Below are 14,051 nucleotides of genomic sequence, written 5' to 3' on the forward strand. Positions count from 1 at the left end.
ACGACGGATGACGACGGTTCAACCCGACTGGCTGGCGCTCGCGACGCGTTTCGCGCAACTGCCCGACGCGCAGCGCGCGGTCTTCATCGACAAGCTCGGCGCGGCCGGCATCGATTTCCGCGTGCTGCCGATCCCGCCGCGCGCGCCGCGCGGCGAGCGCGTGCCGGCGTCGTTCGCGCAGACGCGGCTGTGGCTGCATCAACGGCTGATCGACGCGCGCGACGCGTACCACATCACCGAGCGGCTCGCGCTGACGGGCCCGCTCGACGCGCATGCGCTGCGGCTCGCGTGCGATGCGCTGATCGCGCGCCACGAGGCGCTGCGCACGACCTTCGACGAGGCCGCCGACGGCGTCATGCAGACGATTCATCCGCCGCTGCGCTGCCCGTGGCGCGAAACGGACCTGGCGTCGCTCGCCGAGCCGCAGCGCGGCACGCGCGCCGACGAAGTCGCGGCGGTGGACGAGGCGGAAGCGTTCGACCTCGGCGTCGCGCCGCTCATGCGTGCGCACCTGATCCGACTCGACGCGACGCATCACCGGCTCGCGCTGACCGTGCATCACATCGTGTCGGACGGCTGGTCGTCGGGCGTGATGCTCGACGAACTCGCGGCGTTCTATCGCGCGTACGCGACCGACACGCCGGTGCCGCTCGCGCCGCTGCCGATCCAGTACGCGGACTACGCGCTGTGGCAGCGCCGCTGGCTCGACGCCGGCGAGCGCGACCGGCAGCTCGCGTTCTGGCGCGAACGGCTCGACCCGCAGCGCGGCGTGCTGGCGCTGCCCGGCGCGGCCGCGCGACCGGCTCGCCGCAGCGCGCGCGGCGCGCGCCACGTGTTTTCGCTCGACGCGCCGCTCGCCGTACGGCTGCGCGCGTTCGCCGCGGCCACCGGCGCGACGCCGTTCGCGGTGCTGCTCGCCGCGCTCGACGCGCTGCTCGCGCGCGCGACCGGCGACGCGCGGATCTGCGTCGGCGTGCCGGCCGCGAACCGCGAACGCGCGGAAACGGCCGGGCTGATCGGGTTCTTCGTCAACACGCTGGCGATCGACGTCGACGTGACGCCGAGCGACGGCTTCGCGGCGCTCGTCGCGCGCACGCAGCGCGCGCTCGTCGACGCGCAGATGCACCAGGACGTGCCGTTCGAGCAGGTGGTCGACGCGCTCGGCGTGCCGCGCAGCGCGAGCCACCATCCGCTGTTCCAGGTGATGGCCGCCTACGGCGAGCGCCGCGCGCTGCCGCCGCTCGGGTCACTCGACAACGCGGCGGCCGTGGCGGTGCTGCCGTCCGGCACGCCGTCGGCGAAATTCGACCTGACGCTCAGCGTCGAGGCGACGCCGTCCGGCACGTTCGACGCCGCGTTCGTCTATGCGCTGGACCTGTTCGACGCCGACGCGATCGCGCGGCTGGCGCAGCGCTTCGTCACGCTGCTGGCCGACGCGCTCGCGCGGCCCAACACGCCGGTCGGCGATCTCGACTGGCTGCCGGAAGCGGAACGCGCGCGGCTGTTCGCGTGGAATGCATCGCCCGACGCCGGCGACGACGAACCGTTCATCCCCGTGCATGCGCGTGTCGCCGCGCATGCGCTGGCGCGCCCGAATGCGCGCGGCGTCGCCGACATCGATCGCGCACTGACGCGCGGCGAGGTCGATGCGCGCGCGGCGCGGCTCGCGCGCCATCTGGTCGCGGCCGGCGTGCGCCCGGAAATGCGGGTCGGCGTCGCGCTGCAGCGCTCGGTCGACCTGCTCGTCGCGCTGATCGCGGTGCTGAAGTCCGGCGCGGCGTTCGTGCCGCTCGATCCCGCGCATCCGCGCGAGCGGCTTGCGCAGATCGTCGGCGACGCGCGCATCGAACACGTGCTGACCGACGCGCACAGCGCAGCCGCGCTTCCGGAATCGCCGTCGCTGCGCGTGTGGCGCGCGGATGCGATCGACGCGCTCGACATGCTCGACGACGGGGTGCACGTCGCGCTGCCGGACGTGCTGCCGGGCCATGCGGCGTATGCGATCTACACGTCCGGCTCGACCGGCGCGCCGAAGGGCGTGATCGTCGACCACGCATCGTTCGCGCGGCACTGCGCGGCGATCGCCGAACGCTACGGCGCGGGCGAGGACGACGTGTTCCTGCTGTTCCAGTCGGTCAACTTCGACGGCGCGCACGAAGGCTGGTTTTCGCAATACATGTCGGGCGCGGCCGTGTCGGTGACGGCCGACGTGCTGTGGCCGCCCGCGCAGACCTGCGCGATGATGGTTCGCGACGGCGTGACGATGACCTACGTGCCGCCCGGCTGCGCCGCGCAGCTCGCCGAATGGGCGCTCGCGCACGGCGCGCCGCCGACGCTGCGCTCGCTGACGGTGGGCGGCGAGGCGACCTCGCGCGAGGCGTTCGCGATGCTGCGCCGCGCGCTGCCGAACGTGCGGGTCGTCAACGGCTACGGCCCGACCGAGACGGTCATCACGCCGACGCTGTGGATGTTCCGCCCGGACGACGACCTCGCGAAGCTCGGCGACGCCGCCTATTTGCCGATCGGCACGCTGGTCGGCGCGCGCACCGCGCACGTGCTCGACGCGCGCCTGCATCCGCTGCCGGTCGGCGTGATCGGCGAACTGTATCTCGGCGGCGAGGGGATCGGCGTCGCGCGCGGCTATCTCGACCGGCCGGCGCTGACCGCCGAGCGCTTCGTGCCCGATCCGTACGGCGCGCCCGGCGCGCGGCTGTATCGCACGGGCGACCTCGTGCGGCGCCGCGCGGACGGCGTGTTCGACTTCATCGGCCGCGTCGATCACCAGGTGAAGCTGCGCGGGCTGCGCATCGAGCTCGGCGAGATCGAGGCGCAGCTCGCCGCGCACGACGCGGTGCGCGAAGCGTGCGCGGTCGTGCACGGGCAGGGCGGCGACGCGCAGCTCGTCGCCTACGTCGAGCTGACCGACGACGCGCGCGCGGCCGCGCAGCCGGTCGATGCGGCGACGCTCGACGCGCACCTGCGCCGCACGCTGCCGGACTACATGGTGCCGGCGCAGCTCATCGTGCTCGACGCGCTGCCGCGCAACGCGAACAGCAAGGTCGATCGCGCGCGGCTGCCCGCGCCGGTGCGCGTCGAGCGCGCGTACGAAGCGCCGCGCGACGGCGACGAGGCCGCGCTCGCGGCGATCTGGCAGGACGTGCTGAACGTCGCGCGGGTCGGCCGCGGCGACCACTTCTTCGAGCTCGGCGGCCATTCGCTCGCCGCGGTGCGGGTCGCGACGCGCGTCGCCGAGCGGCTCGGCCGCGACGTGCCGGTGCGCGCGCTGTTCGAGGCGCCGGTGCTCGCGCAGTATGCGCGGCAGGTCGCCGACGCGCCGCGCGCGGCGCACGACGGCACGCGCGCGACCGGCGCGGCGGCGTTGCGGCCCGACGCGCACGGCGTGTGGCCGCTGTCGCCGGCGCAGCTCGGCCTGTGGTTCCTGTGGCGCGCGCAGCCGGACAGCGCCGCGTACGTGATTCCGATCGCGCTGCGCATGCGCGGTCCGCTCGACGTCGATGCGCTGCGCGCCGCGTTCGCGGACGTGGCGGCGGCCCATCCGGCGCTGCGCACGCGGCTCGTCGCACGCGACGACGCGCTGCCCGGACAGCGGATCGATGCTTTGGCGCCGGTCGCGCTGCCGATCGTCGACCTGTCCGCTTCGCCCGACGCGCTTGCCCGCGCGACCGCGCTGACCGACGACGATGCGCTGGCGCCGTTCGACCTCGGCGCCGCCGCGCCGCTGTGGCGCGCGCGCGTGCTGCGGCTCGGCGCGGACGATCATGTGCTGTCGATCGCGATCCATCACATCGTGTCGGACGGCGAATCGATCGAGCTGTGGCTGGATGCGATCCGGCGGCGCTACGTCGCGCGGGTGCAGGGCGGCCACGCGCCGGTGGTCGCCGACGCGCCGTTCGTGCTGCCGGCGCCGGGCGCGCCCGCGCGGGTCGCGTACTGGCGCGACGTGCTCTCGAACCTGCCGCGGCGCGTGCTGCCTGAGCGCGCCGACGCGCCCGCCATTCCGCAATGGCGTGCGACGCGCACCGCGTTCGCGTTCGATGCGGCGCTGGTCCGCGCTGCGCGCGACGCCGCGTCGGCCGCGCACGCGACGCTGCCGATGCTGCTGCACGCGGCGCTCAACGCCGCGCTGTTCCGCGCGACAGGCGCGGCCGACCAGCCGGTCGGCGTGCTCGCATCGACGCGCGAGCTGACCGGCGATGCGGCCCGCGACGCGCTCGGCCTCTTCATCAACGCGGTGGTCGTGCGCACCCGGCTCGACGCGGCCGACCGCCGCGCGGACGTGCTGGCCCGCGTGCGCGACGCGGCGCTCGCCGCCTATGCGCATGCGGACGTGCCGTTCGCGGACGTCGTCGCCGCGCTCGGCGCGCCGCGCGCGGCGGCCGCGAATCCGCTGTTCCAGGTGATGTTCAACTACCTGCGCTCGACCGGCGCGGCGGCGCGCGACTGGGCGGGCCTGTCGCTCTCGGGATTCGACGTCGTGCGGCACCGCGTGGTGTTCACGCTCGAGCTGGACGTCGTCGAGCATCCGGACGGCCGCGTGAGCGCGGCGTTCTCGTATGCGAACGAGCTGCTCGACGGCCGCTTCGTCGACGCGCTCGTCGATACGTACCGCGACGAGGTCGAGCGTTTCGCCGTGGCAGGCGGGATGGCGCTCGGCGACCCTGACTCGCTGTCCGCCACCGAAGCTGCGCGTGCCGGGGCCCACGCGCCGGCGCAGGTTTCGGTCTCTCGTACCGCTGCCACGCTCGCCGCGCTCTGGTCGGACACGTTCGGCTCGGCTGCGCCGGCGGCGGACGCGGATCTGTTCGAAGCGGGCGCGACGTCGTTCGACGTCGTGCGCTTCGTCGATGCCGCGTGCCGCGCCGGTCACGCGCTGACGGTGGCCGACGTGTTCGCCGCGCCGACGCTCGCCGCGCTCGGCGCGCGCCTCGACGCACCGGCGGATGCGGGCACGGAGGTGCGCCATGCTGGCTGAAGTGCGCCCGGACGGGCTGACCCCGATCGACACGTTCCGCCTCGCGCTGGCGGGCGGCCTGTTCGCCGCGCGCGACGGCGCGGAGATCCGCGTCGCGCACGGCGACGGCATCGGCGCGCAGCTGCTGCGCGCGCAACTGGCCGACGACGGCGCGCTGCGGCTCGTCGCGTACAACCATCGCGCGGCGCCGGCCGACCAGCGGCGCGCGCTGCTGGCCGCGCTCGCCGCCGCATTCGCCGATGGCGGCGGGCATGCGGCGGTGCGGCTCGATCCGGCCGCGTGGCCGGCGGCGGCGCTCGATGCGCTGCGCGCGAGCGGCGTGCTCGCCGACGGCGGCCGCTGCGTGCGCGACGGCTGGGCGCAGCAGGCGGACCTGTGGCTCGCCGGCGCGCGGCCGCTGTGCGCGACGCTCTACACGCTGACGCACGGGCGGCGGCATCCGCGCCGCCCGCCCGCGCCGCGCGGCGACGTGTACGCGCGCGACCTGCCGGCGCTCGGCGTGCGCTTCACGCTGCGCGGCTGGCAGCCCGACGAGGACGGCGCGCGGCTCGCGCGCTGGTTCGACGACCCGCGCGTGCGCTCCGGCTGGCCCGGCGAACCGGCGGGCACGACGCCCGCCGCCGAGCCGCACGTCACGCCGCTCGTCGGCTGCTTCGACGACGAACCGTTCGCGTATTTCGAGGTGTTCTGGCTGAAGGAAGACGCGCTGGCGCCGCACGTCGCGCCGCGCGACCACGACCGCGGGCTGCGGATGCTGGTCGGCGAGCCGCGCTGGCGCGGGCCGCACCGCGTCGCCGGCTGGCTGCCGTCGGTCGTCCATTACCTGTTTCTCGACGATCCGCGCACCGAGGTGGTCGGCTGCGCCGTGCCGGCCGGCCATGCGCGCGTCGTCGACCACCTCGCGCGCCACGGCTTCGCGCGGCAGCGCCGGCTGACGCAGGCCGCCGCGCAGCCGCTGTGGATGCGCACGCTGCGCGAGGCGTTCTTCGCCGGCCGTCACGTCTGACGCGCCGGTTTCACCGACAAGGGAGCTGAGAGACATGCAGAGAGAAACCGTATTCGACCTGATCGGCGTCGGCTTCGGGCCGTCGAACCTGGCGCTTGCCGTGCGGCTCGCGGAGCGCAGCGGCACGCGCGCGCTCGCGCATTGCTTCGTCGAGCGGCAGCCGGCGTTCGGCTGGCATCGCGGGATGCTGCTCGACGACTGCCGGATGCAGATCTCGTTTCTGAAGGATCTGGTCACGATGCGCGACCCGACGAGCCGCTACACGTTCATCAACTACCTGTTCCAGCGCGGCCGGCTGAACGAGTTCATCAACCTGAAGAACTTCTATCCGACCCGTGTCGAGTTTCACGATTACCTGAGCTGGGTGGCCGACGCGTTCGACGAGCACGTCCATTACGGCGAGACCGTGACCGGCATCGAGCCGGTGCGCGGCAGCGGCGCGCGCGTCGACGCGCTGCGCGTGTTCTCGCGCGACGCGGCGGGCCACGAACGCCAGCGCGTCGCGCGCGCGCTGTCGGTCGGCGTCGGCGGCGCGCCGGCGATTCCCGACGCGTTCGCCGCGCTCGGCCAGGACCGCGTGATCCATTCGTCGACCTACCTGGCCGACATCGACCGGCTCGCGCGCGCACCCGCCGGCGAGCGCCGCCGCATCGCGGTGATCGGCGCGGGCCAGAGCGCGGCCGAGGTGTTCATCGATCTCGCGCGGCGCTTCCCGCACGTCGACGCGAGCCTCGTGATGCGCGCAGGCGCGTTGAAGCCGGCCGACGACAGCCCGTTCGTCAACGAGATCTTCAGCCCGGCGTTCACCGACGTCGTCTACGCGCAGCCGCAGGACGCGCGTCGCGCGCTGCTCGAACGCTACCGCGACACGAACTACGCGGTGGTCGACCGGCCGCTGATCGAGCAGATCTACGAAATGCTGTACCTGCAGCGCATCGACGGCGCGCCGCGCCACGCGCTGCTCGCGAACCGCGCGATCGAGGCGGCCGCGCGCACCGCGACCGGCCAGATCGAGCTGACGCTGCGCGACCGCCTGAGCGGCGACGCGCACACCGAGCGCTTCGACGGCCTCGTGCTCGCGACCGGCTACCGGCGCGACACGCACACGGCGCTGCTCGACGGGCTCGCGCCGCATCTGGGCGACGCGCTCGCGCGCGGCGACGTGACGCGCGACTACCGGCTCGACACGCCCGAGCACTTCGCGCCGCCCATCTATCTGCAAGGCTACTGCGAAGGCAGCCACGGCTTGTCCGACACGCTGCTGTCGGTGCTCGCGCGCCGCGCGGACGAAATTTGCGCGTCGCTCGAAAGCGGGATCGCGCACCCGGGCGAAGACGCCCGGACACAACAGACCAGACATGAAAACGGGGTGAGCGCAGGCCGGCTGGCCGTAGCGCTTTGACAAAAGGGCGGCCGGGAGGCCGCCAAACAAGTGGAGCAACGAAAGATGGAGTGGGTAACAGGCACACGTCGAGGCACGCGTCGGCGTGCGATCGCAGCCGCGGCAGGCGTGGCGTTTTATGCGGCGGCAGGCCAGGCGATGGCCCAGGCGGCGCCGAACCCTGCGGCCAAGGCGGACCCCGCCGCGCAGGCGAACGGCGCGGCGCCGGGCACGCTGCCGGCGATCAGCGTCAACGCGGCGTCGGAAGGCAGCGGCACGGTCGGGCTCGTCGCGCGGCGCAGCCGGACCGGCACGAAGACCGACACGCCGATCAGCGAAATTCCGCAGACGATCAACGTCGTCACCGCGCAGCAGATCGAGATGACGGGCGCGACCGACGTGAACCAGGCGCTGCGCTATATCCCGGGTTTCTCGTCGTACGGCTCGGACAACCGTTCCGACTGGTACGCGGCGCTGCGCGGCTTCACGCCGACCGCGTACGTGAACGGGCTGCAGGTGCCGAATACGATCAACCTCGCGAGCTGGCGCGTCGATCCGTACATGATCGACAGCATCACCGTGCTGCGCGGGCCGACGTCGGTGCTGTACGGCGCGGGCGACCCGGGCGCGATCGTCGACGTGCAGACCAAGCTCGCCGACGGCGAGCGCGTGCGTGAAGCCGGCGTGGAGGTCGGCGACTATGCGCGCAAGCAGTTCATGTTCGACATCGGCGACAAGCTCGACGCGGACGGCAAGTACGCGTACCGCTTCGTCGGCGTCGCGCGCGACGGCAATGCGCTGATCGGCCCGAACAACGACCAGCGCGTCGCGCTCGCGCCGTCGTTTCGCTGGCGGCCGAACGCGGACACGTCGCTGACGGTGTCGGCGACCTACCTGCAGGACTGGGGCGACATCTCGTCGAACTTCCTGCCCGCGAGCGGCACGGTGCTGCCGAACCCGAACGGGCAGCTGTCGAAGGACGTGTACCTGGGCGACCCGAACTTCAACCACTACCGCAAGAAGCAGTGGTCGCTCGGCTACCAGTTCGAGCACAACCTGAACTCGATCTGGACGGTGCGCCAGAACGTCCGCTGGATGCATCTGTCGCTCGACAACGGCTCGGTGTGGGGCGCGGGCCTGGTCGACGGCAGCACGACCGACGTGTCGCGCTGGGCGGGCCTGTTCCAGATGAACTACAGCCGCTTCGACATCGACAACAACGCGCAGGCGCGCTTCGGCACGGGGCCGCTCGAGCACACGCTGCTGCTCGGCTTCCAGTACAACCGGCAGACGTCGACCGACAGCGAATGGGTGGCGGCAGCGCCGGCCCTCAATATGTACAACCCGGTCTACACGCCCGTCACGAGCGCGGTGTTCGCGGACCCGAGCACCACGGGGCGCACCGACACGTACACGACGATGAACACGTTCGGCGTGTATGCGCAGGACCAGATCAAGTGGAACCGCTGGGTGCTGACGCTCGGCGGCCGCGAGGACTGGGTCAACATGCGGCAGGACGACCGCGCGGGCGGCACGCAGTCGAAGGCGGACGTCACCGCGTTCAGCGGGCGCGTCGGCCTCGCGTACCAGGGCGACTACGGGCTGTCGCCGTATGTCAGCTACGCGACGTCGTTCAATCCGCTGATCGGCGTGAACCTGTTCGGCGGCGGGCTGGCGCAGCCGACCCGCGGCAAGCAGATCGAGCTCGGCCTGCGCTGGCAGCCGCCCGGCAAGAACCTGATGCTGAACGCGGCGATCTACCAGATCAACCAGACCAACGTGCTCACGCCGACGCCGACGAACCTCGATCCGGCCGGCACGACGTCGGTGCAGACGGGCGAGGTGCGTTCGCGCGGCATCGAGCTGAGCGCGACCGGCAAGGTGACGCCGAACCTGTCGATCATCGCGTCGTACGTCCATCAGGACGTGAAGAACGTGAAGGCGAACGACGCGTCGCTGGACAAGTGGCCGGTCGATATCCCGCGCCCGCGCCAGATGGCGTCGCTGTGGGCCGACTGGACGTGGCACACGGGGCCGCTCGCGGGCTTCGGCTTGGGCGGCGGCGTGCGCTACCAGAGCGCGTCGGCCGGCGCGGCCGACAACTCGCTGTCGGTCGCGAGCTACACGGTCTACGACGCGGCGATCCACTACGACGTGCGCAACTGGCGTTTCGCGGTGAATGCGACGAACCTGTTCAACCGCCATTACATCAGCGGCTGCCAGTCGTCTTCGGTCTGCATGTTCGGCAACGAGCGCACCGTGGTCGCCACCGCGAAATACAACTGGTGACGGCGCGCGCCGCGGCGTGCGGGCCGGTGCTTGCGCGTCGCGGCGGCGTTGTCCTTTTCTCACACGACCCATGCCGAAGAAAAATCTCGTCTACATCCAGTCGCTGCGCAACGGCGCGGCCGATCGCGCCGGACAGCCGGTCGCTTACCAGGGCGGCACGCGCTACATGAAGGCGCCGCTCGAATTCGTCGTCGAGCGGCTGAACGGCTCGGCGCTCGGCGAGCGCTACACGCTCGCGGGCGTGATCGTCGACGACGACGAAGGCTCGCCCGCCGACCGCGCGAAGCTCGCCGACTACGGCTTCGCGCGCACGCCCGGGCGGCCTTGGCTGCTGCCGGACGGCCTCACGGTGCAGGGCCGGCCGGTCGACGAACTGTTCTGCGCGATTCCGTCGACGTACCGCCGGCTGCCGCGCGATGTGCACGGCATGCGCGAGCGCGCGGCGGGCAAGGCGGCGTTCGAGCGTCGGCTGCTCGAGCGCCTGCTCGAACTGAACGCCGACATCGTCGTGCTCGACGGGCTGCTCGTGATCCTCGACGAGCTGGTGCGGCCCGGCGCACGCTTTCAGCGGCGCATCGCGAACATCCACCCGGGCATCACCGAGGACGGCTCGCCGTTCCAGCGGCGCGGCGCGTACGCGACGCTCGATGCGCTGCACGGCGCGCGCGGCGAGCGGGTCGACTGGGCGACCGGCGCGACGTCGGCGATCGAGCCGGTGACGATGACGGGCGCGTCGTTCCACTACGTCGACAACGGCATCGATTCCGGCGAAGTGATCTGCGACGTGCTCGACACGCCGATCGCGCCTGACGACACGATTCTCGAGCTGCGCTGGAACAACTTCCAGCGCAGCCTGTTCCCGGCGCTCGAGCGGGGGCTCGGCATCCTCGCGGACCGCCACGACGCGGGAGCCTTGTGATGACCGACACGCTGACGAACCCTGCCGATCCGGCGGAGGCCGCCGAAGACGCGACGGCGGCCGCCCTCGATTTCGCCGCGCCCGCGCCTGGGCCGGCATCCGTATCAACGTCCGCATCCGCGACGCATGACGCCGATCGCATCCTCGACGCATGGCGGCCCGACGATCCGCCCGCCGCGCTGCTCGCCGAATTCGTCGCGCTGTTCAACACGGAGACGCAGCGCGCGTCGGCGACGCTCGCGGTGCCGCTCGCGGGGGCCGATCCCGCGGCGGTCGCGGCGTATGTCGGGCGCGCGGTGCGCGAAGGCGTGATCGACGGCGCGCGGCCCGTGAATGGCCGGCTGCACCTGAGCGTGTCGCGCGCGACGTTCTGGCAGCATCCGCTGCCGTGGCTGAAGGCGCCGGGCTCGGGCGGCATGCCGCTGCGCTATGCGGTGACGAACGAGCGGCGTCATCCGGTGCGTCCGCCGACCGTGCCCGGCGAGATCTACGCGCGCTACATGCCGCAGGTCGGCATGACCTTCAGCCTGCGCACGGTCGACGTCGACGCGCACGCGGACCTGTTCAGCGACTGGATGAACCTCGACCGCGTCGCGCATTTCTGGGACCAGCGCGGCACGCGCGACGAGCACGCCGCGTATCTCGCGGAACGGCTCGCCGATCCGCACATGCACCCGATGATCGGCTACTTCGACGACACGCCGTTCGGCTATTTCGAGTTCTACTGGGCGAAGGAGGACCGCCTTGCGCCGTTCTACGACGCGCACGACTACGACCGCGGGCTGCATCTGCTGATCGGCGATTCGCGCTTCCAGAGCGCGGGCAAGCTGCATGCGTGGTGGAGCGGGGTGCTGCACTACATGTTCGTCGACGAGCCGCGCACGCAGCGGCTCGTCGGCGAGCCGCGCGTCGATCACGTGCGGCATATCGCGTACATGCACCGGCTCGGCTTCCATACGCTGAAGGAGTTCGATTTTCCGCACAAGCGCGCGGCGCTGACGGTGCTCGACCGGGATACGTTCTTCGAGACGTTCCGGTTGCCGTGACGGAGCGGGGCGTCCGCCGTCGCGCGAGCGGCGGGCGCGACTGCTCCCCGTCGAGGTCGCCAGCGTTGGCCGTTTGGTGTATGGACCGCGCGCAAGCAGACGCGAAAAATGGGGCCTTTCACATGACGAGGACTGCAAGCTCATGGACAAGGCACTATTTGCGACAAGCTGGCGCGCGGCGCCCCGCACGCGGGCACCGATATTGACATATGCAGGCATATGTCTAAAATGGTCGCATCGTTCGCTTCCGGAGTGGATCATGCGCACCGTTTCCATTTTCAAGAATGCCAGCAATCAGGCGATCCGCATCCCGAAGGACATGGAGTTCGAAGGGGTGACGGAACTCGAGATCCGCCGCGAGGGCGATACGCTGCTGCTTCGGCCCGTGCGCCCCACGTGGACGTCGCTCGCGCATGAACCGCTTGCGGATGCCGATTTCCTCGTCGAGCGCCCGGCCGTCGTCGAATCCGGCCGTTTCGACCTGTCCGGCCCGGACGATGAGCCGACGGAGTCCGGCCGGTGACGAAGCTCTACATGCTCGATACGAACATCTGTTCATACATCATGCGGGAGCGGCCGCCGGTCGTCCTGTCGCGGCTGCAGTCGTGCGTCGGCGCCCAGCACCGGATCGTCGTGTCGGCCGTCACCTATGCGGAGATGCGCTTCGGCACGATCGGCCGGAAGGCGTCGCCGAAGCATGCCGACCTCGTGACCGCATTCGTCGCGCGGCTGGACGGCGTGCTGCCGTGGGATGCGGCGGCCGTCGACGCGACCACCGCCGTGCGCGCCGAGCTTGCGGCGCGCGGCACGCCGATCGGCGCGAACGATGCGTCGATCGCGGGGCACGCGATCGCGGCCGGCGCGGTGCTGGTGACCCACAATACGCGCGAATTCGGCCGCGTCGACGGGTTGTCGTTCGAGGATTGGGCGGACTGAGCGGCTCGCATCTCTCGCCCGTTCGTGCGGTGGCGCCTGCGGGCGAGGCCTGCATCGAAACGGCCGGCAACCGTCGGTTGCCGGGCTGATGACATTTCGTCTATCCGGTTGACGTTCGACGGACTATCCTTGCCGCACATTCATTCGACACAGGAGACGAACCGTGACGCACAGCGTGATCCCCGCAGGCCTCGCCGACGAAATGATCGACATCCGGCACCGCATCCACGCCCATCCCGAGCTGGGCTTCGAGGAGTTCGCGACCAGCGACCTCGTCGCCGAACGGCTGCAGGCGTGGGGTTACGCGGTGCATCGCGGGCTCGGCGGCACGGGCGTCGTCGCGCAGCTGAAGGTCGGCGACGGCGCGAAGCGTCTCGGCCTGCGCGCGGACATGGACGCGCTGCCGATCCACGAGACGACCGGCTTGCCGTACCAGAGCACGATTCCCGGCAAGATGCATGCGTGCGGCCACGACGGTCACACCGCGATGCTGCTCGCGGCGGCGAAGCATCTCGCGCGCGAGCGGTGCTTCTCCGGCACGCTGAACCTGATTTTCCAGCCCGCCGAAGAGGGGCTCGGTGGCGCGAAGAAGATGCTCGACGAAGGCCTGTTCGAGCAGTTCCCGTGCGACGCGATCTTCGCGATGCACAACATGCCGGGCTTTCCGACGGGCAAGTTCGGCTTCCTGCCGGGGCCGTTCATGGCGTCGGCGGATACCGTGATCGTCGACGTGCAGGGGCGCGGCGGCCACGGCGCGGTGCCGCACAAGGCGATCGATCCGGTCGTCGTGTGCGCGCAGATCGTCGTCGCGCTGCAGACGATCGTGTCGCGCAACGTGTCGCCGCTCGACATGGCGATCGTCACGGTCGGCGCGATCCACGCGGGCGACGCGCCGAACGTGATTCCCGAGCACGCGCAAATGCGCCTGTCGGTGCGCGCGCTGAAGCCGGACGTGCGCGACCTGCTGCAGACGCGCATCACCGAAGTGATCCACGCGCAGGCCGCGGTGTTCGGCGCGAGCGCGACGGTCGACTACCGGCGCCGCTACCCGGTGCTCGTCAACGATGCGCAGATGACCGCGTTCGCGAAGCAAGTCGCGCGCGACTGGGTCGGCGACGCGAACCTGATCGACGAAATGGCGCCGCTGACCGGCAGCGAGGATTTCGCGTTCCTGCTCGAGAAGCGTCCGGGCTGCTACCTGATCATCGGCAACGGCGACGGGGAGGGCGGCTGCATGGTGCACAACCCCGGCTATGACTTCAACGACGCGGCGCTGCCGACGGGGGCGTCGTACTGGGTCAAGCTCGCCGAGGCGTTTCTCGTCTGATTGATGCGAACGTGATGCGAATGCTCGCGGCGCCGTATCGCGCGGGATTTGACGCTCCTTGACATCCCGGTGGCAGGTCGCGTGCTACGCTGCGTCGCGGCGACAAACCAGGGATCGCCGGTCCCGCCCGAGGCTCGCGCAGCCGCCTCGATCG

At 71.6% G+C, this 14,051-nt stretch carries 9 protein-coding genes; all 9 read left to right on the top strand.

The genetic code is table 11. The features are described from left to right. Window positions 1–7: 7 nt before the first annotated feature. The 9 genes from B7P44_RS08495 (at window position 8) to B7P44_RS08535 (ending at window position 13,897) form a co-directional block, all read left to right on the top strand. On the top strand, window positions 8–4,993 hold the full coding sequence (locus B7P44_RS08495; RefSeq protein WP_084902802.1) for a non-ribosomal peptide synthetase: 4,986 nt from the start codon (window positions 8–10) through the stop codon (window positions 4,991–4,993). Then, window positions 4,983–5,999, top strand: coding sequence for a GNAT family N-acetyltransferase (locus tag B7P44_RS08500; protein ID WP_084902806.1), 1,017 nt, complete (start codon window positions 4,983–4,985; stop codon window positions 5,997–5,999). The genes B7P44_RS08495 and B7P44_RS08500 overlap by 11 nt, the downstream gene beginning before the upstream one ends. A 34-nt stretch (window positions 6,000–6,033) precedes the next feature. Then, window positions 6,034–7,401, top strand: coding sequence for a lysine N(6)-hydroxylase/L-ornithine N(5)-oxygenase family protein (locus B7P44_RS08505; RefSeq protein ID WP_084902808.1), 1,368 nt, complete (start codon window positions 6,034–6,036; stop codon window positions 7,399–7,401). 45 nt (window positions 7,402–7,446) lie between these two features. Beyond that, window positions 7,447–9,669 (top strand): TonB-dependent siderophore receptor, encoded by a 2,223-nt coding sequence (locus B7P44_RS08510; RefSeq protein WP_084902810.1) that lies wholly within the window; start codon window positions 7,447–7,449, stop codon window positions 9,667–9,669. Between the two features lie 70 nt (window positions 9,670–9,739). Next, window positions 9,740–10,588 (top strand): formyltransferase family protein, encoded by an 849-nt coding sequence (locus B7P44_RS08515; protein ID WP_084902813.1) that lies wholly within the window; start codon window positions 9,740–9,742, stop codon window positions 10,586–10,588. Further along, complete coding sequence (locus B7P44_RS08520) at window positions 10,588–11,634, top strand: GNAT family N-acetyltransferase (RefSeq protein WP_084902816.1); 1,047 nt, start codon at window positions 10,588–10,590, stop codon at window positions 11,632–11,634. Before B7P44_RS08515 ends, B7P44_RS08520 begins: the two co-directional genes overlap by 1 nt. Window positions 11,635–11,893: 259 nt before the next feature. Next, entirely contained in the window at window positions 11,894–12,157 is a 264-nt protein-coding gene (gene vapB / locus B7P44_RS08525; RefSeq protein WP_084902819.1) for a type II toxin-antitoxin system VapB family antitoxin, read from the top strand. Continuing rightward, on the top strand, window positions 12,154–12,570 hold the full coding sequence (locus B7P44_RS08530; RefSeq protein WP_084902822.1) for a PIN domain-containing protein: 417 nt from the start codon (window positions 12,154–12,156) through the stop codon (window positions 12,568–12,570). The genes vapB and B7P44_RS08530 overlap by 4 nt, the downstream gene beginning before the upstream one ends. Window positions 12,571–12,733: 163 nt before the next feature. Then, window positions 12,734–13,897, top strand: coding sequence for a M20 aminoacylase family protein (locus tag B7P44_RS08535; RefSeq protein WP_084902825.1), 1,164 nt, complete (start codon window positions 12,734–12,736; stop codon window positions 13,895–13,897). Window positions 13,898–14,051: the final 154 nt, after the last annotated feature.

The organism is Burkholderia ubonensis subsp. mesacidophila (assembly GCF_002097715.1).
Taxonomy (GTDB): Bacteria; Pseudomonadota; Gammaproteobacteria; order Burkholderiales; family Burkholderiaceae; genus Burkholderia; species Burkholderia mesacidophila.